This is a genomic window from Pseudomonas sp. 18173 (assembly GCF_050432945.1).
In the GTDB taxonomy this organism is placed as follows: Bacteria; Pseudomonadota; Gammaproteobacteria; order Pseudomonadales; family Pseudomonadaceae; genus Aquipseudomonas.
Window position 1 is genome coordinate 16,177 of sequence record NZ_JBKFTN010000019.1, and the last position, 24,322, is coordinate 40,498.

At 60.7% G+C, this 24,322-nt stretch carries 24 protein-coding genes and 1 pseudogene; 17 read left to right on the top strand and 8 right to left on the bottom strand.

Annotation, left to right across the window (positions count from 1 at the left end):
- The first annotated feature begins 131 nt into the window (after window positions 1–131).
- The 3 genes from dsbD to dsbG are packed head-to-tail and all read left to right on the top strand — an operon-like array spanning window position 132 to window position 3,465.
- Entirely contained in the window at window positions 132–1,868 is a 1,737-nt protein-coding gene (dsbD, locus tag ACLD1X_RS20540; RefSeq protein WP_429370746.1) for a protein-disulfide reductase DsbD, read from the top strand.
- Window positions 1,868–2,722 (top strand): prolipoprotein diacylglyceryl transferase family protein, encoded by an 855-nt coding sequence (locus tag ACLD1X_RS20545; RefSeq protein ID WP_429370748.1) that lies wholly within the window; start codon window positions 1,868–1,870, stop codon window positions 2,720–2,722. Before dsbD ends, ACLD1X_RS20545 begins: the two co-directional genes overlap by 1 nt.
- The gene (gene dsbG / locus ACLD1X_RS20550) at window positions 2,698–3,465 is read left to right on the top strand and encodes a thiol:disulfide interchange protein DsbG (protein ID WP_429370750.1); all 768 of its coding nucleotides are present in this window, start codon (window positions 2,698–2,700) and stop codon (window positions 3,463–3,465) included. The genes ACLD1X_RS20545 and dsbG overlap by 25 nt, the downstream gene beginning before the upstream one ends.
- A gap of 35 nt (window positions 3,466–3,500) precedes the next feature.
- Here the strand turns inward: dsbG and ACLD1X_RS20555 are convergent, their stop codons facing one another.
- Both ACLD1X_RS20555 and ACLD1X_RS20560 read right to left on the bottom strand, forming a co-directional pair.
- Window positions 3,501–4,319, bottom strand: coding sequence for a substrate-binding periplasmic protein (locus ACLD1X_RS20555; RefSeq protein ID WP_429370752.1), 819 nt, complete (start codon window positions 4,317–4,319; stop codon window positions 3,501–3,503).
- Window positions 4,320–4,412: 93 nt separating this feature from the next.
- Window positions 4,413–5,039: a TetR/AcrR family transcriptional regulator gene (locus ACLD1X_RS20560; protein WP_429370754.1), complete on the bottom strand. Its 627-nt coding sequence runs from the start codon at window positions 5,037–5,039 to the stop codon at window positions 4,413–4,415.
- Window positions 5,040–5,215: 176 nt separating this feature from the next.
- Between ACLD1X_RS20560 and ACLD1X_RS20565 the strand changes: the two genes are divergently transcribed.
- From ACLD1X_RS20565 to ACLD1X_RS20600, 8 genes are all read left to right on the top strand, one after another.
- Window positions 5,216–7,018 carry an acyclic terpene utilization AtuA family protein gene (locus ACLD1X_RS20565; protein ID WP_429370756.1) on the top strand — a complete coding sequence of 601 codons (1,803 nt, stop codon included), beginning with the start codon at window positions 5,216–5,218 and terminating at the stop codon, window positions 7,016–7,018.
- Between the two features lie 12 nt (window positions 7,019–7,030).
- Window positions 7,031–7,900: an SDR family oxidoreductase gene (locus ACLD1X_RS20570; RefSeq protein WP_429370758.1), complete on the top strand. Its 870-nt coding sequence runs from the start codon at window positions 7,031–7,033 to the stop codon at window positions 7,898–7,900.
- Window positions 7,901–7,903: 3 nt separating this feature from the next.
- The gene (gene atuC / locus ACLD1X_RS20575; RefSeq protein WP_429370760.1) at window positions 7,904–9,520 is read left to right on the top strand and encodes a geranyl-CoA carboxylase subunit beta; all 1,617 of its coding nucleotides are present in this window, start codon (window positions 7,904–7,906) and stop codon (window positions 9,518–9,520) included.
- Between the two features lie 26 nt (window positions 9,521–9,546).
- On the top strand, window positions 9,547–10,704 hold the full coding sequence (atuD, locus tag ACLD1X_RS20580) for a citronellyl-CoA dehydrogenase (protein ID WP_429370762.1): 1,158 nt from the start codon (window positions 9,547–9,549) through the stop codon (window positions 10,702–10,704).
- Entirely contained in the window at window positions 10,701–11,498 is a 798-nt protein-coding gene (locus ACLD1X_RS20585; protein WP_429370764.1) for an enoyl-CoA hydratase/isomerase family protein, read from the top strand. Before atuD ends, ACLD1X_RS20585 begins: the two co-directional genes overlap by 4 nt.
- A gap of 131 nt (window positions 11,499–11,629) precedes the next feature.
- A complete protein-coding gene (locus ACLD1X_RS20590; protein WP_429370766.1) occupies window positions 11,630–13,591 on the top strand; it encodes an acetyl/propionyl/methylcrotonyl-CoA carboxylase subunit alpha in 1,962 nt (653 codons plus the stop codon).
- 70 nt (window positions 13,592–13,661) lie between these two features.
- Window positions 13,662–14,210, top strand: coding sequence for an exonuclease domain-containing protein (locus tag ACLD1X_RS20595; RefSeq protein WP_413423729.1), 549 nt, complete (start codon window positions 13,662–13,664; stop codon window positions 14,208–14,210).
- Between the two features lie 61 nt (window positions 14,211–14,271).
- On the top strand, window positions 14,272–14,556 hold the full coding sequence (locus ACLD1X_RS20600) for a pyrimidine/purine nucleoside phosphorylase (RefSeq protein WP_007940055.1): 285 nt from the start codon (window positions 14,272–14,274) through the stop codon (window positions 14,554–14,556).
- A gap of 70 nt (window positions 14,557–14,626) precedes the next feature.
- On the opposite strand, the gene ACLD1X_RS20605 is transcribed toward ACLD1X_RS20600, so the two are convergent.
- A complete protein-coding gene (locus tag ACLD1X_RS20605) occupies window positions 14,627–15,433 on the bottom strand; it encodes an MOSC domain-containing protein (protein ID WP_429370769.1) in 807 nt (268 codons plus the stop codon).
- A gap of 187 nt (window positions 15,434–15,620) precedes the next feature.
- Complete coding sequence (locus ACLD1X_RS20610) at window positions 15,621–16,556, bottom strand: chemotaxis protein CheV (RefSeq protein WP_007973464.1); 936 nt, start codon at window positions 16,554–16,556, stop codon at window positions 15,621–15,623.
- 463 nt (window positions 16,557–17,019) lie between these two features.
- Here ACLD1X_RS20610 and ACLD1X_RS20615 point away from each other — a divergent pair, with 463 nt between their 5' ends.
- The 3 genes from ACLD1X_RS20615 to ACLD1X_RS20625 all read left to right on the top strand — a co-directional run bounded on the left by ACLD1X_RS20615 (window position 17,020) and on the right by ACLD1X_RS20625 (window position 19,544).
- Window positions 17,020–17,490 carry a hypothetical protein gene (locus tag ACLD1X_RS20615; RefSeq protein ID WP_429370771.1) on the top strand — a complete coding sequence of 157 codons (471 nt, stop codon included), beginning with the start codon at window positions 17,020–17,022 and terminating at the stop codon, window positions 17,488–17,490.
- 504 nt (window positions 17,491–17,994) lie between these two features.
- The gene (locus tag ACLD1X_RS20620; RefSeq protein ID WP_429370933.1) at window positions 17,995–18,888 is read left to right on the top strand and encodes a sensor histidine kinase; all 894 of its coding nucleotides are present in this window, start codon (window positions 17,995–17,997) and stop codon (window positions 18,886–18,888) included.
- On the top strand, window positions 18,885–19,544 hold the full coding sequence (locus ACLD1X_RS20625; RefSeq protein WP_429370773.1) for a response regulator: 660 nt from the start codon (window positions 18,885–18,887) through the stop codon (window positions 19,542–19,544). Before ACLD1X_RS20620 ends, ACLD1X_RS20625 begins: the two co-directional genes overlap by 4 nt.
- Here ACLD1X_RS20625 and ACLD1X_RS20630 read toward each other — a convergent pair.
- Window positions 19,528–19,680 (bottom strand): annotated as a pseudogene (locus tag ACLD1X_RS20630) (lipid kinase YegS); the annotation flags it as partial. The gene ACLD1X_RS20625 and the pseudogene ACLD1X_RS20630 sit on opposite strands and share 17 nt — an antisense overlap.
- A gap of 301 nt (window positions 19,681–19,981) precedes the next feature.
- Here ACLD1X_RS20630 and ACLD1X_RS20635 point away from each other — a divergent pair.
- A complete protein-coding gene (locus ACLD1X_RS20635) occupies window positions 19,982–20,272 on the top strand; it encodes a hypothetical protein (RefSeq protein WP_429370775.1) in 291 nt (96 codons plus the stop codon).
- Between the two features lie 64 nt (window positions 20,273–20,336).
- On the opposite strand, the gene ACLD1X_RS20640 is transcribed toward ACLD1X_RS20635, so the two are convergent.
- Together ACLD1X_RS20640 and moaB are read right to left on the bottom strand one after the other, a co-directional pair.
- Window positions 20,337–21,563, bottom strand: a complete 1,227-nt coding sequence (locus ACLD1X_RS20640) for a molybdopterin molybdotransferase MoeA (protein ID WP_429370777.1) — start codon at window positions 21,561–21,563, stop codon at window positions 20,337–20,339.
- Window positions 21,547–22,086, bottom strand: coding sequence for a molybdenum cofactor biosynthesis protein B (gene moaB, locus ACLD1X_RS20645; protein ID WP_008020368.1), 540 nt, complete (start codon window positions 22,084–22,086; stop codon window positions 21,547–21,549). Before moaB ends, ACLD1X_RS20640 begins: the two co-directional genes overlap by 17 nt.
- Before the next feature lie 81 nt (window positions 22,087–22,167).
- Here moaB and mobA point away from each other — a divergent pair, with 81 nt between their 5' ends.
- Window positions 22,168–22,770, top strand: a complete 603-nt coding sequence (gene mobA / locus ACLD1X_RS20650) for a molybdenum cofactor guanylyltransferase MobA (RefSeq protein WP_429370779.1) — start codon at window positions 22,168–22,170, stop codon at window positions 22,768–22,770.
- Window positions 22,771–22,846: 76 nt separating this feature from the next.
- Complete coding sequence (locus ACLD1X_RS20655) at window positions 22,847–23,068, top strand: YgdI/YgdR family lipoprotein (RefSeq protein ID WP_429370781.1); 222 nt, start codon at window positions 22,847–22,849, stop codon at window positions 23,066–23,068.
- An 84-nt stretch (window positions 23,069–23,152) separates the two neighbouring features.
- On the opposite strand, the gene ACLD1X_RS20660 is transcribed toward ACLD1X_RS20655, so the two are convergent.
- Window positions 23,153–24,043: a pseudouridine synthase gene (locus ACLD1X_RS20660; RefSeq protein WP_429370783.1), complete on the bottom strand. Its 891-nt coding sequence runs from the start codon at window positions 24,041–24,043 to the stop codon at window positions 23,153–23,155.
- Window positions 24,044–24,322: the final 279 nt, after the last annotated feature.

Consider the following 24,322-nt stretch of genomic DNA (forward strand, 5'->3'; position numbering starts at 1 on the left):
TTTCATCAATCAATTGCCCGAAAAACCGGAATCAAACGACGCATTTTTAATGCCACAACGGACGGGGTTAATCATCGGTTAATCGCCACCCGCCACTGTGCACCTCATTAGCACAGGGCAAAGGCTTATCCATGCGTCGTCTTTTTTTACTTTTCACCCTCATGATCGCTGGCCTGGCCCAGGCGGGAACCAATCCATTCGATACCAAACCCGAGTTTCTCCCGGTCGATAAAGCGTTCACGTTCACCTCTGAACGTCTGGAGTCCGGTGAAACCCAGCTCTATTGGCAGATCACCGACGGCTATTACCTGTACCAGAAGCGTTTGAAATTCGACGGCTTGCCTGTCGCACAGCATCCCGCGCTGCCGGAAGGTGAAGCCCACAGCGACGAGTTTTTCGGTGAGCAGCAGGTCTATCGCCAGGGTCTGGAACTGAAGATCCCGGCCGGTACCAGCGGTACAGTCAAGGTCAGTTACCAAGGTTGTGCCGATGCCGGCTTGTGTTATCCGCCGCAAACCAGGGTCGTCGATCTGGGTGGGATAACGGCCACCGATGCAGCCAACGAAGCACCGGACCAGGCATTGGCCAGCGACCTGCAACAGCGAGCGCTGGGCTGGAGCCTCCTGGTGTTCTTCGGCCTCGGCCTGCTGCTGGCCTTCACCCCGTGTTCGTTGCCGATGCTGCCGATTCTGGCCGGGTTGATCGTCGGCAGCGGCGCCACGCCCAAACGCGGATTCGCCCTGGCCGGCAGTTACGTGGTCAGCATGGCGCTGGTGTATGCGGCGATGGGTGTCCTGGCCGCCTCCCTCGGGGCGAACCTGCAAGCCTGGCTGCAGAACCCCTGGCTGCTGGGCAGTTTCGCGGCGATTTTCGTATTACTGGCGCTGCCGATGTTCGGCTACTTCGAACTGCAACTGCCGGTGGCCGTGCGCGATCGCCTGGAAAACGTCTCGCGCAACCAACGCGGCGGCAGTCTGATCGGTGCCGGGGTGCTGGGCGCTCTGTCCGGCCTGCTGGTCGGCCCGTGCATGACCGCACCGCTGGCCGCCGCCCTGCTCTACATCGCGCAAAGCGGTAACGCGCTGCATGGCGGATTGATTCTGTTCGCCATGGGCATCGGTATCGGCGTGCCGCTGCTGTTGCTGGTGACCGTCGGCAATCGCTTCATGCCCAAACCTGGCGCCTGGATGAACCTGGTCAAAGGCATCTTCGGCTTCCTGTTCCTTGCCACCGCGTTGCTGATGCTGCGTCCGGTGCTGGACGAATCCCTGTGGCTCGGCTTGTGCGGTGCGCTGCTGTTGATCGCGGCCTACAGCGCCTGGAAACAGTCGGAAGGTTTCGGCCGTATTGCGCACCTGTTTGGCGCCAGTTCGTTGCTGCTCGGCTTGTGGGGCAGCCTGCTGGTGATCGGGGCGGCCGGTGGCAGTGACGATCCGTTCAAGCCATTGCAGGTCTTCCGCGCCTCGAACCAGGCGGTGGCTGCCGTGCCTGTTGGCCACGATGCCTTTACCACCATCAAGGATCCGCTGGCACTGCAACGGGAACTCGACGCCGCACAGGCTCAAGGCCAGTGGGTGCTGCTGGACTACTACGCCGACTGGTGCGTGTCGTGCAAGGTCATGGAAAAGCAGGTGTTCGGCAAAGCCAATGTCCTGCAAGCGCTGAACGACGTGCGCTTGCTCCGACTGGACGTGACCGCCGACAATGCCGCCAGCCGCGAACTGCTCGGTCGTTACAAAGTGCCTGGGCCGCCGAGCCTGCTGTGGATTGGCGCTGACGGTCAAGAGCGTCGCAGTCAGCGCATCACCGGCGAGGTCGATGCCGATACCTTCCTGCAACGCTGGACCAATACCCGAGACGCCCATTAATGCTGACCTTCACCCTCGGCACCTTTGCCATTGCGCTTAATCATCTGCTGCTGATCAGTGCGCTGGCGCTGGCCACGTTTGTCGGCTGGCGGGTGGCCAAGCGTGGCGGTGATAACCCCGAGTCGGCGCTGTTCAGCCTGTTTCTACTGGGCATGCTGGCGGCCCGAATCAGTTTCGTGGCGGCCTATTGGGCGCACTATCACAACGATCCGTGGCAGATCATTGACCTGCGCGATGGCGGTTTCCTCGCCTGGCCAGGGGTGATTGTCGTTTTGCTCGCCACGCTGTATCGCGGCTGGCGTCGCCCGGGGTTGCGCCGTCCATTGGGCTTTGGCGTGGCCAGTGGCCTGGCGTTCTGGTTGTTGGCGACGTTTTCCCTGTCGATATATGAACAAGGCACACGCCTGCCGGAAATCGCCCTGCGCAATGCCGCCGGTGAAACCGTGCAACTGGCCGACTACAAGGGTGGCCCGTTGGTGATCAATCTCTGGGCCACCTGGTGCCCGCCGTGCCGCCGGGAAATGCCGGTGCTGGAAAACGCCCAGCGACACCGCCCGGACCTGACGTTCCTGTTCGTCAACCAGGCTGAAAGCATGCAAAGCGTCGCGACCTTCCTGGAAACCCAGGGCCTGAGCCTGTCCAACGTGCTGTTCGACGGCGGCGGGCGTCTGAGCCAGGCCGTCGGTTCCATGGCATTGCCGACTACGCTGTTCTATAGCCCCGAAGGCCGCCTGCTGGGCAGCCATCTGGGCGAGTTGTCGGACGCCAGCCTGGCTCGCGCACTGGAAAACTTCGACACCGTACCTGCCACCTCTTCAAGGAAATTGCCATGCCCCGCCTCCGCCACCTGCTGACCCTGAGCCTCGGTGCCGCCCTGCTGCACCTGCCATCGGTGCAGGCCGAAGAATTGCCCGATGCGATCAAGAAAATCGAGGCCAAGGGCGCAAAAATCGTCGGCCAGTTCGACGCCCCCGACGGCTTGCGCGGTTATGCCGCGCAATACCAGAGCCGCGGCATGGCGTTGTACCTGACCCCGGATGGCAAACACGTGTTGCTGGGCAACCTGTATGACGCCGAGGGCAATGACCTGAGCAGCGCGCCATTGCAGAAACTGGTGTACGCACCGATGGCCAAGGAAGTCTGGGCCAAGTTCGAAACAAGCAACTGGATCGGCGACGGCAAGAAGGATGCGCCGCGCGTGGTCTACCTGTTCAGTGACCCGAACTGCCCGTACTGCAACATGTTCTGGGAACAGGCCCGGCCGTGGGTCAAGGCCGGCAAGGTGCAGTTGCGCCACATCATGGTGGGCATCATCCGCGAAGACAGCCCGGGGAAATCCGCCGCACTGCTCGCCGCCAAAGACCCGGAAAAAGCCCTGCAGGATCACGAAGCCGCAGGCAAGGACAGCTCGCTCAAGGCCTTGAAGGAAGTGCCGCCAGCGATTCAGGCAAAATTCGCGGCCAACATGCGATTGATGGAAGAGCTGGAATTGCAGGCGACGCCGGCGATTTTCTACATGGACGACAAGGGAGATCTGCAACAGCAGCAAGGCGCGCCGTCGCCGGACAAACTGGTGAAGATTCTCGGGCCGAAGTGACGCCAGCCCCCCCCTGGAAATTCAGGATAAGCCCGTCAATTGGCGACTTGTGGTGCCGGCTCGTTGTGCGGGACCGGCACCAGCGCAATCTTGTACGGATCGAAAATCCTCAGCATCTGGCCGCCGTCCCGCAAGCCTTGCAGCAACTTGCCAAAGGCCTCGCCACTGATGGGGGCCGCGGGACGCAGGATGGCGTAGTGGTGATAGATCTGGTCGATGCGCTGGGATACCAGCAACTCGCCAGCGACTTTTTCATTGCGCAACAAATAGTCGCTCAGGTAGGAGCGCGTAACCAGGGCAATGTCGGCCCGGCCGCGTAATACCATCAGCAGATTGCTGTCATGGGAATAGGTCAGCGTGGCGTTGTAGTTTTTCGCCAGGTACTGGGGCTCGGCATTGAAGCTGGCGAACGCGTAGTGATAACCGCTGAACAGGGCCAGACGCTTGCCGCTCAGGTCGGCAAAGTAACTTTGCTGTCGATCGGGCAGGCGTTGCGCGACAAAAATCTCGGCGTCCTCCAGCCCCATGTCGACGGCCGTGTGGGGAACGTCTTGCCAACCCCAGGCCGGATTCTCGAAGATGGCCATGTCGATCCGACCCTGCTTCAAATCACCGAATCGCCGGGGAATGGACGTGGGTACAAGGACAAACTGGTAGTCGGTTTGCGCGGCGTTCAGGGCCCCGACCAGTTGCGGCAGCAACCCGGTGTCGGCCCCGGATTCCGGGCGTACGGTGTAAGGCGGAAAGTGCGCGGCACCAATACGCACCAGTTGCGCTGCCTGGGAAGGCATCATCGCTGACGCCGCAAGCATCGCCAGCAAAAGCCGCGAGGCTGTCCAAATTGGCGACCCCATCAAAACAACCCCGCTCCCCAATAAAACGGCATCAATGCCTTCAAGCTAGGCGGTTTTGCCCAGTTAGCCAGTTTAATGCTGGCCAACACAAGCTTACTGGCGGTCTTCGAGCACCAGAATCAACGCTTCATCAGCCAATTGATCGAGGCTCATGCTGCCTCCGGCGCGAAACCAGGTGGTGGTCCAGGACAATGCACCGGTCAGGAACCGCCGGGTGATGAACACATCACCGCGAATAAACCCGGCGGCCTTGGCTTCGCCCAGCACTTGCAGCCAGATGTCCTCATAGATATCGCGCAGTGCCAGGACCTTGGCCTGCCCGTCTTCAGACAGCGAGCGCCACTCGTAGACCAGCACGGCCATGGCCTCGCCGCTGCCCCCCATGATCGACTGCAATTCACAGCGGATCAGCGCCAGCACCCGCTCGCGCACATTGCCGGCCTCGGCGATGGCCGCACGCATCAACGCGGTGTTGTAGCGAATGGTTTCTTCCATCACGGCGCGCAGGATTTCGTCCTTGCTTTTGAAGTGGTGGAAAATACTCCCGGACTGAATGCCCACGGCGCCGGCCAGATCGCGCACGGTCGTGCGTTCGTAGCCTTTGTTGCGGAACAGGTGGGCCGCCACTTGCAGCAGCTTGCCACGGGCGCTGTCCGGGTCGGTCAATTGGCCGTCGTTGACCAATTCACGCATGACCCTCAGGGCTTTTTGCTCGTCCACCCGTTCTCTCCTACAGTCGATCAATCAATAACGCCGATCCCCCGAAAACACCGGAGTTGCGCCGGCAATTTAAGCTGACAGATGGCACCAAGCAAGCGCTTGGCAGAAGAAAATCAAGTCATTTACAAACCAAGCGCTTGCTTGGTAATGTCGACGCACTTCGGTTGGAGGTGGCTATGGAATGGACTGCACCCAAATCAATTCGCATCGGTTGCGCCAGCGCCTTCTGGGGCGATACATCGACCGCTGCCGCGCAACTGGTGGAACACGGGCATCTGGACTATCTGGTCTTCGATTACCTGGCCGAAATCACCCTGTCGATCATGGCCGGCGCGCGGATGAAAGATCCCCAGGCCGGCTACGCGGGCGACTTCATTGAAGTCCTCGCGCCCTTGCTGCCGCAGCTTGAACAGCACAACATCCGGGTCATCAGCAATGCCGGTGGCGTCAACCCCCTGGCCTGCGCCGCCGCCCTGCAAGCGGCCTGCGACAAGGCCGGTGTGGCATTGAAGATCGCCGTGCTGCTGGGTGATGACCTGCAACCGCAATTCAAACAACTGGGCAGCCTGGGCATTCATGAAATGTTCAGCGGCGCGCCCCTGCCACCGATGTGCGTCTCGACCAATGCCTACCTCGGCGCACCCGGCATCGTCGAAGCCCTGCGCCTGGGCGCGGACATCGTGATCACCGGGCGCGTGGTCGACAGTGCGGTGGTCAGCGCTGCGCTGGTACATGAGTTCGGCTGGTCGTGGCACGACTACGACAAGCTCGCCCAGGCTGCACTGGCCGGGCACATCATCGAATGCGGCGCGCAGTGCACGGGCGGCAACTTCACCGATTGGCGCGATGTCCCCGACTACGAACACATCGGTTTTCCCATCGTCGAAGTCAGCGCCGACAGCCAGTTCATCGTCAGTAAACCCGAAGGCACCGGCGGGCTGGTCACGCCGCTGACAGTGGGCGAGCAGATGCTGTACGAAATCGGTGACCCGCGCGCCTATCTGCTGCCCGACGTGGTGTGCGATTTCACTCAGGTCAAACTGCTGCAACAAGGCCGCAATGCGGTACAGGTGCACGGCGCCAAAGGCCTGCCGCCAACGGCTCAATACAAGGTCAGTGCCACGTACCCCGATGGTTTTCGCTGCACCGCCAGTTGCCTGATTGCCGGCATCGACGCCGTCGGCAAGGCACGGCGAGTCAGCGCGGCGATCATCAACAAGACCTCGGAAATGTTCCGCCAGCGCGGCTGGGCGCCGTACAGCGAGGTGAACATCGAGTTGCTCGGCAGCGAGGCCACCTACGGCCCCCACGGCCAGCGTCAGGACAGCCGCGAAGTGGTGATCAAACTCGCAGTGCGCCATCCGGACAAGCAGGCATTGATCGTGTTCTCCCGGGAGATCGCCCAGGCCGCCACCGGCATGGCGCCCGGGCTGACCGGCATTGTCGGTGGCCGGCCGACGGTGTATCCGCTGATCCGGCTGTTCTCGTTCCTGATCGACAAAACCGCCTGCACGCTGGACATTGATTTCATGGGTCAGCGCCACCCGTTTGCCCTGCCCGCTCTCGATGCGCTCGACCCGCTGGACCTGCCAGCCCCGCTCGCGCCACCGAAACCGACAGGCCTGGCCGACGCCAGCGTGGCCCTGGTCAAACTGGCGGTCGCCCGCTCTGGTGACAAGGGCAACCACAGCAACATCGGCGTCATGGCCCGCGAGCCCGAATTCCTGCCATGGATCGCCGAAGCCTTGACCCCGGAAGTGATCGTCGACTGGATGGGCCACGTCCTCGATCCAATCCACGGACGGGTTGAACGCTGGTACTTGCCTGCCAGCCACAGCCTGAATTTCCTGCTGGAAAACGCCCTCGGCGGCGGCGGTGTCGCCAGCCTGCGAATCGATCCGCAAGGCAAAGCCTTCGCCCAGCAACTGCTGGAAATCCAGATCCCGGTGCCGCAACGCATCGCCGACCAGTTCAACTAGAGGATCGCCGCCATGACCTACGATTCGATTTTCAGAGCCGATCTGTTTGCCGGCCAAAACATCATCGTCACCGGTGGTGGCAGTGGCATCGGCCGCTGCACCGCCCACGAACTGGCGGCCCTCGGCGCCCATGTGCTGCTGGTCGGGCGCAAGGCCGACAAGCTCAAGACCGTTGCCGCAGAGATTGCCGAAGACGGCGGCACGGCCGATTGGGCGGTGTGCGACATCCGCGAGGAAGATCCGGTGCAGCACCTGGTCAGCGAATTGATCCGCAAGCATGGCCCCATCCATGGCCTGGTCAACAATGCGGGTGGGCAGTACCCGTCACCCTTGGCCTCGATCAATCAGAAGGGTTTTGAAACCGTGATGCGCACCAATCTGGTGGGCGGTTTCCTGATGGCCCGGGAAGTGTTCAACCAGTCCATGAGCAAGCACGGCGGCGCCATCGTCAACATGCTCGCCGACATGTGGGGAGGCATGCCCGGCATGGGTCACTCCGGCGCGGCACGTTCAGGCATGGACAACCTGACCAAGACCGCCGCGTACGAATGGGGTCACGCCGGTGTGCGGGTCAACGCCGTGGCGCCGGGCTGGATTGCCTCCAGCGGCATGGACACCTACGAAGGCGCCTTCAAGGCCGTGATTCCAACCTTGCGCGAGCACGTGCCGCTCAAGCGCATCGGCACTGAATCGGAGGTTAGCGCGGCGATCGTTTTCCTGCTCAGCCCGGCAGCGGCGTTCGTCAGCGGCAGCACCTTGCGCATCGACGGCGCCGCCAGCCTCGGCGGACGCGCCTGGCCGATCCACAAGGCGACCAACAGCGAGTCGTACAACGGATTCCACCGCGCCTACATTCCCGACGTGTTGAAGGACAAGGAATAAGCCATGCCGGTGATCCAGTCGCAACTCGATCCCCACAACGAGCAGTTCGCCCAGAACCGTGCGGCGATGCTGAACGCCATCGAGCAAGTACGTTTGCTCGAACAGAACTTGCTGAACAAGGCTGCCGAAGCCAAACCCAGGTTCGAAAAGCGCGGACAGTTGTTGCCCCGCGAGCGCCTCAACCTGCTGCTGGACCCCGGCGCGCCGTTTCTCGAACTGGCGAGCCTGGCCGGCTACAAGCTGCACGACGACAAGGATGGCAGCTCCGCCGGTGGCGGTTTGATCGCCGGTATCGGCTACGTGTGCGGCGTGCGTGTGCTGGTGGTGGCGAACAACAGCGCGATCAAGGGCGGGACCATTTCCCCCAGCGGCTTGAAAAAATCCCTGCGCCTGCAACAGATCGCCATGGAAAACAAACTGCCGGTGATCACCCTCGCCGAAAGTGGCGGCGCCAACCTCAATTACGCGGCGGAAATTTTCGTCGAAGGCGCGCGCAGCTTTGCCAATCAGGCACGGATGTCGGCCATGGGCTTGCCGCAGGTGACCGTGGTCCACGGCTCGGCCACGGCGGGCGGTGCCTATCAGCCAGGCTTGTCGGATTACGTGGTGGTGGTGCGCGGCAAGGCCAAACTGTTTCTCGCCGGCCCGCCGCTGCTCAAGGCCGCCACTGGCGAAGTCGCGACCGATGAAGAGCTGGGTGGCGCCGAGATGCACGCACAAACTGCCGGCACCGCCGAATACCTGGCTGAAAACGACGCCGACGGTGTGCGTCAGGTACGTGAGATTGTCAGCCTGCTGCCGTGGAACGAGCAGTTGCCACCACTTCCCGAACGTCGCTGGGAGGAGCCGCTCTACCCCATCGACGAACTGCTGGGCCTGATCCCGGACGACCCGAAAAAACCCTACGACGTACGCGAAATCATCGCCCGTCTTGCCGACGCTTCGAACTTTCTTGAATTCAAAGGCGAGTTCGATCAGCAGACCGTCTGCGGTCACCTGAAAATCCAGGGCCGCGCCTGTGGCTTCATCGGCAACAACGGCCCCATCACGCCAAAAGGCGCGAGCAAGGCCGCCCAGTTCATCCAGCTGTGCGACCAGAGCCAGACGCCGCTGCTGTTTTTCCACAACACCACCGGGTTCATGGTCGGCACCGAATCGGAACAGCAAGGAGTGATCAAGCACGGCGCGAAGATGATTCAAGCGGTGGCCAACGCCCGCGTACCGAAGCTGACCATCGTCGTCGGTGGCTCCTATGGCGCGGGCAACTATGCGATGTGCGGACGCGGCCTCGATCCGCGATTCATCTTCGCCTGGCCCAACAGCCGCACGGCGGTGATGGGCGGCGCACAGGCGGGCAAAGTGCTGCGCATCGTCACCGAGGCCAAACAGGCCAAGGACGGCCTGGTGCCCGATCCGAAAATGCTCGACATGCTGGAACAGGTCACCGCGCAGAAACTCGACAGCCAGTCCACGGCACTCTACGGCAGCGCCAATCTGTGGGACGACGGCTTGATCGACCCGCGCGACACCCGGACCTTGCTGGGTTACTTGCTGGACATCTGTCACGAGGCCCAGGTGCGGCCATTGCAAACCAACAGCTTTGGTGTAGCCCGGCTCTAGGGCGGCTAACAAGGAGAACAATAAAAATGATCTTCACCCAGGAACACGAAGCACTGCGCCGCACCGTTCGCCAATTCGTCGAACACGAGATCAACCCGCACGTCGAGGAATGGGAAAAGGCCGGGCGCTTCCCCATCCACGACATCTTCCGCAAGGCCGGCGACCTTGGCTTGCTGGGCATCTCGAAACCGGAGAAATTCGGCGGCATGGGCCTGGACTACAGCTATTCGATCGTCGCGGCCGAAGAGTTCGGCACCATTCATTGCGGTGGTATTCCGATGTCCATCGGCGTGCAGACCGACATGTGCACGCCGGCGCTGGCACGTTTCGGTTCCGATGAATTGCGCGAAGAGTTCCTGCGCCCGGCCATCAGCGGCGAGCAGGTCGGCTGCATCGGTGTCTCCGAAGTCGGCGCCGGCTCCGACGTCGCCGGACTTAAAACCACCGCGCGCAAGGACGGCGACGACTACGTCATCAACGGCAGCAAGATGTGGATCACCAACTCGCCAAGCGCCGACTTCATCTGCCTGCTGGCCAATACTTCGGACGACAAACCGCACATCAACAAATCGCTGATCATGGTGCCGATGAACACACCGGGTATCAGCTTGAGTTCGCACCTGGACAAGCTCGGCATGCGCAGCTCGGAAACCGCCCAGGTATTTTTCGACAATGTGCGTGTACCGCAGCGCAATCGCATCGGCCATGAAGGCGCGGGGTTCATGATGCAGATGCTGCAGTTCCAGGAGGAACGCCTGTTCGGTGCCGCCAACATGATCAAGGGCCTGGAGTACTGCGTCGACAGCACCATCGAGTACTGCAAGGAGCGCAAGACCTTCGGCAATGCGCTGATCGACAATCAGGTGATCCACTTCCGCCTGGCTGAACTGCAAACCGAGATCGAATGCCTGCGGGCGCTGGTCTATCAGGCCACCGAGCAATACATCAAAGGCCAGGACGTGACGCGCCTGGCCTCCATGGCCAAGCTCAAGGCCGGGCGGCTGGGCCGCGAAGTCAGCGACAGTTGCCTGCAATACTGGGGCGGCATGGGCTTCATGTGGGACAACCCGGTGGCCCGGGCCTACCGCGATGTCCGGCTGGTATCGATCGGCGGCGGTGCCGACGAAATCATGCTGGGGATCATCTGCAAACTGATGGGCATTCTGCCGGGGAAAAACAAATGAGCAGCTTGCCGGCATGCCGGACCTTGCTGTTGGAACTGCACAACGGCGTATTGCACATCACCCTCAATCGCCCCGAATGTCGCAATGCGATGAGCCTGCAGATGGTCACCGAATTGCGCTCGGTGCTGGCTGCAGTACGGGATAAACCAGGGGTTCGCGCGCTGGTAATCGGCGGTGTCGGCGGGCACTTCTGTGCCGGCGGCGACATCAAGGACATGGCCAATGCCCGCGCTCAAGGCTCGACGGCGCACCGGGACCTGAACCGGGTATTCGGCGCGCTATTGCAAGAGGTGCAACACGCCCCGCAAGTGGTGATTACCGTGCTGCAAGGCGCGGTGCTCGGCGGCGGTTTGGGCCTGGCCTGTGTCAGCGATATCGCCCTGGCCGATCACCAGGCGCAATTCGGCCTGCCGGAAACCAGTCTCGGTCTGTTGCCGGCACAGATCGTACCGTTCGTGGTGCAACGCATCGGTTTGACCCAGACCCGGCGCCTGGCCCTGACGGCGGCGCGCTTTGATGGTACCCAGGCACGCCGCATGGGGCTGGTGCATTTTGTCGAGCATGATCCGCAAGCATTGGCCGAGCGTCTCGATGAGGTGTTGGCCCATGTGTTGTGTTGTGCGCCGGGGGCGAATGCGGCGACCAAGAAACTCCTGCTGGCGAGTGCCGGGCAACCCTCGGATGCACTGCTGGATCAGGCTGCCGAATGGTTCAGCGAAGCGGTGACCGGGGCAGAAGGCGTCGAGGGAACGATGGCCTTCGTGCAAAAACGCAAACCGGGGTGGGCCATTTAAAAAGCATCGTCGGAACGCCGCCCGGAGCAAGCCCGCTCCCACAGGGATCTATGTCGCTCACAAATCCTGTGGGAGCTGGCTTGCCAGCGAAGAGGCCAGCACATTCACCGTAAAACCCAAGGGAGCACCCCATGCCCGGACTCAAAAAAATCCTCATCGCCAACCGCGGTGAAATCGCCTGCCGCATCCAGCGCACAGCTCAGGCGTTGGGCTATCGCACGGTCGCCGTGTTCAGCGACGCCGACGCCGACGCACTGCACGTGCAGATGGCAGACGAGGCAGTCAACATTGGCCCGGCCGCGGTGCAACAGTCCTATTTGAATATCCCGGCCATCCTCGACGCAGCCCGGCGCACGGGCGCGGATGCGATCCATCCGGGCTACGGCTTCCTCTCGGAAAACGCCGGGTTTGCCCGCGCTTGCCAGGACGCCGCCATCACCTTCATCGGCCCCAGTCCCGAAGCCATCGAACTGATGGGCAGCAAGCGCCTTTCGAAGATCGCCATGCTCGAAGCCGGCGTGCCCTGCATCAAAGGCTATCAAGGCGCCGAACAGGATGACGCCACCCTGAGCCGCGAGGCCGAGCGCATCGGCTATCCGTTGATGATCAAGGCCAGCGCTGGCGGTGGTGGGCGCGGTATGCGCCTGGTGCACGACGCCGGCCACTTGCTGGAACAGATCCGTACCGCGCGCTCCGAAGCCCTGAACGGTTTTGGCAGCGGCGAACTGATTCTCGAGCAGGCGCTGGTCGAACCACGTCACGTCGAGGTTCAACTGTTCGGCGACCGCCACGGCAACCTGATTTACCTCGGCGAGCGCGATTGCTCGGTGCAGCGCCGGCATCAGAAAGTCATCGAGGAAGCCCCCTGCCCGGTGATGACGCCTGAACTGCGCCGGGCCATGGGCGAAGCGGCGCTCCAGGCCGGGCGGGCAGTGCAGTACGTCGGCGCGGGCACCGTGGAGTTTTTGCTGGATGCGCGCGGGCAGTTCTACTTCCTGGAAATGAACACCCGGCTGCAAGTGGAACACCCGGTCACCGAACTGATCACCGGGCTGGACCTGGTGGCCTGGCAGTTGAACATCGCCGAAGGGCAACCGCTGCCATTGCGCCAGGAGCAGGTGCAGCTCCACGGGCACGCCATGGAAGTGCGCCTGTATGCCGAAGATCCGGCTCAGGGTTTCCTGCCACAAACCGGGCGCGTGGTGGCCTGGGAGCCGGGATTGCAGGACGGCGTGCGGATCGACCACGGCCTGATCGAAGGCCAGGTCATCAGCCCTTTCTACGACCCGATGCTCGGCAAGCTCATCGCCCACGGCGCCACCCGCGAGGAAGCCCGGCGCAAATTGCTGCGGGCAGTACAGGACAGCGTGCTGCTGGGCGTGCAAAGCAATCAGCGCTTGCTCGCCAGCCTGCTGGATCACCCGCAGTTCGCCGGCGGTGAATTCAGTACCGGATTCATCCCGCAACACTTCGCCGACCACCCTTGTCTGCAATCCCACACCCCGGGCGCACAACACCTGGCCATCGCGACCGCCCTCTTCTATCAGGCCCAAGCGCAGGCTCATCCGGCCCCGCTTTGCGGTTGGCGCAACAACGCCAGCGTGCCGCTGCACTATCGCATCGGCCTTGAGGACCAGGATTGGCCGGTCGCGTTGCAGGCCATCCCGGGCGAGCCATTGCGCATTCAGGCCGCCGGGCACAATCTCGAACTGAAAATCATCCACTGCGACGGACGCTGGGCCACTCTCGAAATCGACGGCATCCGCCATCGCCACGCTTACCGCCTGGAGACCGGGCGTCTCTGGCTGTTTACCCGGCCGGGCAGCCTGCAGTTCGTCGACCGCACCCAGGCGCCGGTCCGCAGCCAGGCCAATGCCAGCTCCGGCACCCTCAAGGCACCGATGGACGGGGCGATTGTCGATGTCCTGGTCAACGAAGGCAGCCCGGTCTCCAAGGGCCAGCTGCTGGTGGTACTGGAGGCGATGAAAATGGAACACCCGTTGAAATCGGGCATCGACGGTGTGCTCAAACGCCTGCAAGTGAAAGTCGGGGATCAGGTGAAAAACCGGCAGATTCTGTTGGAGGTCGAATAAGCCGCTAGGCGGAACCTCCGGGTTTGGCTACGCTCAAACCCATCAGGACGCGGATACCAGGAACCCTGCAATGCCTCATTGGCTGGTCATTGATCTGGAGGCCACCACCGATGAGGGTGGTTGGCCGGTAACAGATATGGAAATCATTGAAATCGGCGCCACCCTGGTGGACCGCAAAGGGCGCGAAGTGGATCACTTCCAGTGCTTTGTACGGCCACTGCGGCGGCCGCTGCTTACACCGTTTTGTCGGGAGCTGACGCACATCACCCAGGCCGATGTCGATTCGGCCCAGACGCTGAGCGAAATCTGGCCCTCATTCGAACAATGGCTGGGACAATATTCATCGCTGGAAAGCTGGGTCAGCTGGGGCGATTACGATCGCCAGCAGTTCCTTCAGGAATGGCAGCGCCTGCAACTCGACAGCGTCCTGAGCCGTACGCCGCATATCAACCTCAAACAGCGCTTTGCCAAGGCTCGCCGCCTGGAGCGCCCACTGGGGCTCAACGGCGCGCTGCAACTTGCTGGCCTGCAATTTACCGGGCAGCAACACCGGGCTTTGGAAGATGCGCGTAATACGGCGCGCTTGTTACCGCAGATTCTCCCCCCTCTGGAGAGGTGACGGCACCGGCCCCCTTGTGCATACTGGCCGGCCCTTTTTAGCCCTTTTCGAGGAATCGCCCATGTTTAAAGTCAACGAGTACTTCGACGGCACCGTCAAGTCGATCGCCTTTGGCACCGCAGAAGGTCCGGCGACCATCGGCGTCATGGCTCCGGGCGAGTACGAATTCGGCACCAGCCAGCGTGAAATCATGCACGTGGTCAGTGGCGCATTGACCGTCAAACTGCCAGACAGCAGCGACTGGGAAACCTTCGCCGCCGGCAGCCAGTTCAACGTTCCAGCCAACAGCAAGTTCCAGCTGAAAGTGGCCGTCGACACCGCTTACCTGTGCGAATACCGCGGCTAAAACCCCCGCGTTTTTACAGCGAAAAAAATGCCCGTGTTCCTGGACACGGGCATTTTTTTATTCACGGGTTTTACTCGAGAACGGTCACCGGCATGCCGACTTCGAGTCGACCGTTGCCGTCGTTGACCAGGTTCTGGCCAAACATGGCGCCGTCCGCCTGCGAACGGTATTTCTGCAAGGTTGCCAGGGGTTCACGGTCGTCGCTGCGCTCCCCGGTTTGCGGGTCGATGGTGGTCAGGATGCAGCGTGAACAGGACTTGACCACGCGGAACTCGACCTCGCCGATACGGATACGCTTCCAGCCGTCCTCGGCGAACGCTTCACTGCCTTCGACCACCAGGTTTGGCCGGAAACGCAGCATCTCCAACCGGCGCCCGACCCGTTGCGACAAGTCCTCGAGGGAGGCCTGACCAATCAGCAACAGCGGATAGCCATCGGCGAACGCCACCTGATCGTCATCCTTGCCGTAACCGGCCTCTGTCATCCGCGCCCGATCAAGCGGGACTTGCACCAGGCGTGTCGGTTTACCGATGAACTCACTGACCCAGGCACCTGCCGCGTCGCCAGCATCGGGGACGCGCAAGGTATCGCGCCAGATGGTCACACCGCGCAGTTGCGCATCGCTGCCGGGCAAGGCGATATCAATCGGTGAGTGACCGGGAGCACTGAGGGTCAAGCCGCCTTCGGCATTCCACAACGCCGACAACTGGCTCATCTGCGCCACCGCCCGCTGGGTCAGGAAGCGACCGCTGGCCTCGTCCACCAGCATCCAGCGACGATCGCCGTCCAGCCCCAGCTTGTCGAGGCCGACTTGCTGCAAGACCTCGCCCTTGCCGGATTTCAACGGATAACGATACAGCGCGCTCAGACGCAACATGGCCAGCTCCCTGGTAGGCAAAAACGCCACCCTATACGAGCTTGGTCAGCGAATCAAAGTGCAAAAAACCTGTAGGAGCGAGCTTGCTCGCGAAAAACCCAAGGACGCCGCCGGGCATCTGGTTTTACGCGTTATCGTTCAAGACCATCGCGAGCGAGCTCGCTCCTACAGATTGACCGTGGCCTGATCAGGCCGGTACTTCGTCAAGCATCAGGCGCTGGCGCACTACGTCGACGAGCTTGTCCGGCTGGAACTTGGAGAGGAAGTTGTCGCAGCCGACCTTTTTTACCATCGAGTCGTTGAAGCTGCCGGACAGCGAGGTGTGCAGCACCACGTACAAGCCGCGCAGGCGCGGATCGTTGCGAATTTCAGTGGTCAGGCGATAGCCATCCATTTCCGGCATTTCCGCATCGGTGAACACCATCAGCAGTTTTTCGGTCATGTCCACGCCGGTGTCGGCCCAGGCCTTGAGCATGTTCAAGGCCTTCAATCCGTCGCTGGCGATGTGCATCTTCACGCCCAACTGTCCCAGGGTATCGCGCAATTGCGCCAGGGCCACGTTCGAGTCATCCACCAGCAGCACTTCACGGCCACGGGCGCGTTCCAGAACCGGATCTTCGAGCTTGTCGCGGGAGACCTTGGCGTTGTACGGGACGATTTCGGCCAGGACCTTTTCGACGTCGATGATTTCCACCAGTTGATCGTCGACCTTGCTGATGGCCGTCAGGTAGTGCTGGCGGCCGGCGCTGCTCGGAGGCGGCAGGATGGCTTCCCAGTTCATGTTGACGATCCGGTCCACGCCACCGACCAGGAAGGCCTGAACCGAACGGTTGTATTCAGTGACGATAATCGTACTGCCAGGCCCCGGCACCAATGGACGCATGCCAATGGCCTGGGACAGGTCGATCACCGGCAGGGTCTGGCCACGCAGGTTGACCACGCCGCACACGAAAGGATGGCGCTGCGGCATCAGCGTCAACTTTGGCAGCTGCAGGACTTCCTGTACTTTAAACACGTTGATCGCGAACAATTGCCGTCCGGCGAGCCGGAACATGAGAATTTCCAGGCGATTCTCACCCACCAGTTGCGTGCGTTGGTCTACCGTGTCGAGAATGCCGGCCATCAATGACTCCTGGTCTTGTTCGGATGAATTCACTTAGAGCAGGTTATCGGCTGTTTTTGCCAAAACTTGACCCTCTCTAAAATGCCACGCCAAGGCATTGATGTCACATTAACATCATGCTTTACTGGCGCCGTTATCACATCCGCTACACTTCTGCGCCACGCGACCCTGGTTCGAGTGAAAGGTTCCGCTGCGTAAGGGATTCCCCTATCAACAATCAGGTGCAACCTGATATTCGCAATATCCAATAGCCATTAATGTGACGCCATTCTCATTGCATGAACGGAGTCAGGCTTTTGTGTGCGATCGCAAGTAAGTGGCCAACCACCCTCTCGTGTTCCCCAGCCTGCCTCCGGGCCAGTCGAAACCCGCTCACCCGACGACTTGGCAATGCCGGGGTCCAGACCGCCCTCGTCGACACGCACGATATCCCCTCATTTGACATGACGTTGTGGAGATAAGTATGCCGAACGACCGTAAAGAGTGGGCCCAGCGGCTCCCGGAGTTTCTCGTCGAGGCTGAAACACTCCTGGCTAAAACCGAGGAATGCCTGAGTCATCTACAGCTGATCAGCAATGACAAGGACGCCATCGACTGCATGCTCAGCACGCTGCTCAAGCTGGCCAGCAAGGCCGATGCCCTGGCGTTGGCGGCCGTGTCGGAGTTTTCCCTGCATATTCATGGCCTGCTCAACCACGCACAAAATACGATGAGCCTGCACGACGAAGCGCTGAGCGCCCTGAAAGACTGTCTGACCCTGATTGCCTGGCAACTCGAACTCATCGACCAGACCACCGGACAGCTCAGTCTCGATGACAGCGAGCAGGTCATCCTTATCGAAGCGTTTGCCTTTCAGGTCGGGCAAAGCCGGTTTCAACCACCGGTCAATTCCAGGCCGTTCACCCTCGTCCCCTATTTGGAACAACAGGCCTGAATTTGCCAAACCATGCCGTTTGGCGTGTTTTGGTTATCAATACCGCGCTGTAACTTGAGTGCGCACATGTCGCAAATGAATATCTCATAGCCATAAGCGACATATTTCAACAAACATTATCTATCCATCGACAATTGCGTGCCCGCCTTGACCGGGGTAATGCCTGATATCAACAAAAATCCCCAGGGAAAAGCTGTATTTCACGACGGCAACAACCAACTTGTCCCATGATGGAACCATCGTCAAAACGACTGGACTCCTGACTCTTCGGACATATATACAGACGCGACCAACGGTATCTTAAGTGCTACTATGCCGCCTATTAGTTGACGCCAATTAATGGCAGTGTGGTTGCAGCCGGACGCAGCTCGCTCCCGTTCGGAGCTGAACTCTCCAACAAAAAAGTACATCCCGTTGAAGTCGACGCTCCAGATTAAACAACATGGGCCTGTCAGCCAGCATGACCGGCCAGCCCGCAGCGAACATCCATTGGCTCCATCCGCTATGCACGCCAGCCTCAAGTCAATCGCCATGTGGCCACCCTCCCGAGAAAATGCGCGCACATTCACGCTGTTGCTATGCGCCTGCTCGACGCTCGGCAGTTTGCTGGTCTATGGCTTGTCCATCCCGTTGCCACTGTCATTGCTGGCACTCAACATCGTTGCACTGACCAGTGTTGCCGTGCAGTACCGCCTCTCGCGTAAATCCATCAAGTTCCAGCCCCAGGAACTGGCCGACCGGCTGTTGCAGGTTCAGGAAAACGAGCGTCACCGACTGAGCCGGGAACTGCATGACGACATCGGTCAATTGCTGACCGCCGCAAAACTGCAAAGTGACTGGCTCAAGCGCCGGATGCCCGAAGAACTTCAGGGGCAATGCTCGGTTCTCTGCGACACGCTGGAAGAAACCCTGACCAAAGTTCGTGACGTATCCGCCATTCTCAATCCCCGGCAGTTGACCAGCCTTGGTCTGGAAGCCAGTCTGCGGGCACACTTGCTCAAGACCCTGGCCAACACGCCGGTGCACTGGAGTCTGGAATGCCAGCAACGCCTGACCGGCATACCGGAGGAAATGGCTGTGGCAGCGTTCCGCATCACTCAGGAAGCGGTCACCAACATCCTGCGGCATGCCCAGGCCAAGAACCTGGTGGTGTGCCTGCAACGCTTGCCCCAAGGCCTGAAGTTGCAGATCTGCGATGATGGCCAGGGTTTCGCGCCCGCAACAGATCCAGGTCGTGAGGGGCAACGCGGTATGGCCGGGATGTCGGAACGGATCGATCAACTGGGCGGCACACTGACCGTTACCAGCGAGCCGGGCAAAGGCACCCAGATCGAAGCTCTTTTTCCCTGGGCGCCCCGTGCGCTCGAACGGGCCAGTTCGAATAAGGTTCTGCATTGACTTGTAATTTACTACTGGTGGATGACCACTCGCTGATCAGGGCTGGCGTGCGCGCCCTGGTAATGGATTTGCCTGGCTATGCGGTCATCGGCGAGGCCAATGACGGCTCGCAGTTGCTCGAAATGGTCGGGCATCTGTCCCCGGATATTGTCCTGCTGGATATTTCAATGCGCCAGACCGGCGGCCTCGAAGCCTTGCAGCAACTCAAGCGAGTGCGCCCGCAGAGCAAGGTCCTGATCCTCTCGATGCACACCGACCCGGCCCTCATCATGCAGGCGCTGGAGTCCGGAGCCCATGGCTACCTGCTCAAGGACACCACGGCGACCGAACTGGAGCACGCGCTGGAGGCCTTGCGCAACAATGAGCGTTATCTGAGCCCGGCCATTGCCCACACGGTGATCAACCAGGCGCTGACCCGAAACCAGAAGCACCAACCGGAACCTGCCGACTCGCATAACCTGACGGCACGCCAGCTGGAAATCCTGCGATTGATCGTTCGCGGGAAATCCACTCGAGAGATCGCCAATGGCCTGGGGCTGAGTGTCAAGACCGTCGAAACCCACCGTTCGCAGATCATGAAGCGCTTGCAGATCTACGATGTGGCCGGCCTGGTGTTGTTTGCCGTACGTGAGCAAATCATCAGCCTTGATGACTAGGCGCTGAACGGGCACGCAACAGCGGCGAATCCTCAGGCAGATGCACGAGTAACGCCGCTGGGCGAACCGAGAAGCGCAGGTTGTCCCCTTCCAGCGGCTCACCATCAGGGTTGATGTAAAGCCCTTCCGAGACCTTGCTCGCACAGGCTTTCGATAGCGGTGCAAACCGCCTCGTTGAGTGCCTGTTTACCCTGCAGAATCACCAGCGCCATGCGATCTCCCATCCGTTCACTCCTGGCTTGAATGGCATCCGGTAGATATTGACCGCAACGCCCCCCCCTTAAAGGTCGCAAGAACACTGATTATTTCCAGTTGGAGAGTCTTGGTCTCCCACACAACAGGAAATTTCTTACAAAACGTGAAGAATCAGCTCAATTGACCGGGAGTCTGAATTGGTCGACTTTTGGAGTTACCGCAGGACACCACAAGGACGTGCCATGCAAAGCCAAAACCTCGGTTCACCGACCATCGTAAAAAGTGCAGGCGATCGAGCTGAATGCAGCAGCACAAAAGCCACCGGAGAAATTGATATGGAACCTCGCGTCACCGAGCTGGAAGCACACCTCAAGCACATACGCAGGGACATGGACGAAGTCCGGGGCGACGTTAAATCCATCAAGCACAGGCTTGCCTACTCCGCCTGCGGCACAGCCGTGATCCTGGGCCTGCTTGGCTGGATCGCCAATAGCCGTTTCGAACAGGTCATTTCATTGTTTCTGGCGCATTGAGTGGCCACCCAAAAGAAACCCGGTTCAATCAACCGGGTTTCTTTTGGTGAATCCGCTGAAGCTGTCAGCTCAGGACTTCGCTCAACGGAATGAAAAAGACGCTATCACCCTGAACCAGCGTGCGTCCCTCAAGGACCTCTACCAACCCATCGGCCCAGGCAGCGCTGCGCAATACACCGGAACTCTGGTTTTTGTAGATCGTCGCCCTGCCGTTTTCCAGCCGTCCGCGCAAATACTCACGCCGATTGCCAGGCTGGAGCCAGTCAAACCCTGCCGGCACCTGCACCTTCAGCGGTTCAACTTCCTTTACACCCTGACGGCGCAGTAGATAGGGCCTGGTCAACAGGGCAAAGGTCACGAGGGTCGACGCCGGATTGCCCGGCAAGCCGATCACCGGCACACCGCGAAAATGCCCGAACGTCAACGGTTTGCCTGGCTTGATGGCGAGTTTCCACAGCGTCAGTTCGCCCTCTTCGCGCAAGGCGATGCCCAGAAAATCGGCTTCACCCACCGATACGCCACCGGTGGAGAGGATCAGGTCGACATCCTTCAACTCACCCAATCGCGAACGCGTGGTTTCCAGATTGTCCGCAAGGATGCCCGCGTCGACGACCTCACACCCCAAACGCTGCAACCAGCTACACAACAACACCCGGTTGCTGTTGTAGATCTGTCCCGGACCCAGCGCCTGCCCCGGCTCAATCAACTCGTCGCCAGTGGACAGCACCGCCACACGCACCTTGCGCACGACGTCCAGCTCGGCGCGCCCCAATGAGGCAGCCAATCCTTGCTCGATCGGCCCCAGCCGCGTACCTGCCGGCAGAATCAACTCGCCGACGGTCGTTTCCTGGCCTTGCGGGCGGATATTCTGGCCATGGGTCAAGGACTCGATGAAACGTACTCGCTCATCTGCCTGAACCTCGGCGTTCTCCTGCATCTCGACGCAATCGGCACCGGCGGGAACAGGCGCCCCGGTGAAAATGCGCGCACAGGTTCCTGGCTGCAGCGGATCGGGAGCCTGGCCGGCAAACACCTTCTGGCTGACCACCAACGGCTCTCCCGTCCAGTCAGCCATGCGCAAGGCATAACCGTCCATGGCACTGTTGGGCCAGGGCGGCAGATCCAGGGTCGACACCAGGTCTTCAGCCAGCACACGCCCCTGTACCTGCGCCAACGGCAAGCGTTCACGCTCGACAATCCTTGAGGTCTCGGCCATTTCCAGCAAGCGCGCCAGCGCCTGCTCGACAGGCATCAGGCTGCCAGTCTTGCCTGGCTTACCCACGGGATTCACAAGGCGCTGCCTGTTTCAGGTGAGGCACGAAATTGCACGGCCGATGCCGCGAATCCAGCTGCTCGGCCAGTATGCCGTCCCAACCGGTGCGCACGGCATTGGTCGAGCCCGGCAAACAGCAAACCAGCGTGCCATTGGCCAGGCCGGCCAACGTCCGGGACTGAACGGTCGAGGTGCCGATATCGGCAACCGAGATCTGGCGGAACAGCTCGCCAAATCCATCAACCTGTTTGTCCAGCAGGCAACTGACGGCTTCCGGCGTGCTATCGCGCCCGGTAAAACCGGTACCGCCGGTGATCAGCACAACCTGCACGACATCGTCGGCAATCCAGTTGGCGACTTGCGCGCGAATTTTGTAGAGATCATCTTTGAGCAACACCCGGGCTGCCAGGTAATGGCCGGCTGCGGTCAGGCGGTCGACAAAGAGCTGACCCGAGGTGTCGGTTTCCAGTGTGCGGGTATCGCTGACAGTCAGCACTGCAATATTCAGCGGTGCGAAAGGTACATCAGCCTTGGCTTTCATAGGCTCGTCCAGTTGTAGGAGAAACAGCCCGGTGTTATATCACAGCGCTCCGTTTCTTCGCCGCTCCCATGGAGACCTGCCATGATCAAGAATTCTCAATTGCCGCCCTGCTCCATTCTGCTCCTGGCGGGCGGGCGCGGCCAACGCATGGGAGGGCAGGATAAAGGGTTGCTGGACTGGCAAGGCGCCCCCCTGATTGCGCATCTGCACCGCAAGGCCCGCCCGCTGACCGATGACCTGATCATCTCCTGCAATCGCAACCTTGAGAAGTATGCGCCCTACGCCGACCAGTTGGTCCACGATGATGAGGGCGACTTCCCCGGGCCTCTTGCGGGCATTCGGGCAGGCCTGAAAGCTGCTCGCCATACCCATCTGCTGGTCCTGCCCTGTGACGTCCCGGGCATCGATGCTGCGCTGATCGACAACATGCGCGAGACCGCCAACCTGCATCCGGACAAGCCACTGATGGTGCGACATGATGGCCACTGGGAGCCGTTGTTGTGTGTGATTCCCGTGCTACACAGGGCCGCATTTGAAAATGCCTGGAACGAGGGTGAGCGCAGCCCTGGCCGGTTGATGCGCAAGCTCGGTGCGACCTCGTTGCAATGTCCCGACAAGGACCCTCGGCTGGCGAACCTCAACACGCCGGAACTGTTAAGCGGTCATGACACTGTGCCAGACTGACATTAATCAGGAACTTGCGCGGACAGCGTACGTCTCAAGCTCAGTAACCAAAGAATTCCTATTCGGAGACACACTCATGACTCAACGGACCCTCGCCACTTTCATGCTCGCACTCGGCCTCGCCACCCTCGCCGGTTGTGCATCGCCCACAGTGATCACCTTGAATGACGGTCGCGAAATTCAGGCCGTCGACACGCCACGGTTCGACAAGGATTCCGGTTTCTACGAATTCGAACAGCTCGACGGCAAGCAGACCCGCATCAACAAAGACCAGGTTCGCACCGTTAAAGAGCTGTAATCCAGGCTCCACCGGATACGAAAAAGCCCGCTTGATGCGGGCTTTTTCATGTCTGGAGAACAGCGCTTCAGGGGCGCTTGCCGATCACCATTGCAGGGTGATTTGACTCTCGAACTCTCGCGCCTGGCCTGTGACCGGATCGATGAATTTCAGCCCCTGAGCCAGCAGCTTCAAAGGATTGGCATAGTCATCCTGCGCATCCTTGAGCACCTGCGGGTAAAACGGGTCGTTGCAGATAGCGGCTCCCAACGCCGCCATATGTACCCGAAGCTGATGTTTCTTGCCCGTCACCGGGTATAGGCCATAACGCCAGAGATCCCCCTGTTTCTCCCTGACTTCGACCGCAGTCTCGGTGTTGCTGGCCCCTGGCCCCTCCTGCATGCGGAAGAACGGTTCGCCATCGACCAGCCGGCTTTTATGGACCAACGGGAACACAAGGTCAGGCAATGCTCGTGCAATGGCCTCGTAGCGTTTTTCGATCTGCCGGGTTGGAAACAACGACTGATAAGCCGAACGACTCTGCGGATTGGCGGAAAACAGCACCAGCCCCGCGGTATGCCGGTCGATGCGATGCAATGGCACCAGATGCGGATTGTCCAGGCGACGGATCAGGCGCCTGAGCAGGGTCTGTTCGACGTATTCGCCAGCCGGCGTCACGGGTAGAAAGTGTGGTTTGTCGGCCACCACCAGATGCTCGTCCGCGTACAGGATCGATTCGATCACCGGGATCGGCTTTTCATCCGGCACTTCGCGAAAATAATGAATCCGCAACCCTTCCCTGTAGGCCAGGTCGAGGGCAATCGGCATGCCCTGCCCATCGAGGACCCGGCCGCGGGCGATTCTGTCCAGCCATTGTTCACGACCGATGGCGCTGAAATGCTCACACAGGCAATCGACAACGGTCTGCCACGGGCCAGGTGGCAAGTAGAGCGTACTGGCCTGGCTGTGTGCCGCGGAAAAAGAAGAAGTGGACATACGAAAGCTCTAACCCTCAGTGCAGGGCGGCATTATCCAACAGCAAGGGGTACGAACCTAGGGGGCGTTCTCAATTAGTTTTCCCGTCGCGTTGTCGCCTTAAAGCGGGCCAGGCAAGGCGCAGGCCGCTGGAAATGGTGTTCCCTTTCCAAGGCCTGCAACGCAGCCTGGCCCGTTTTAAGGCACAACCCGAAGGGCCGGGCCTGCTGTTGTGCAGGGCTGCGTTGCTCGAAGCTTATTTGGAATGACCAAACCACGCTTCTCGCGCCTTGCCCTGCA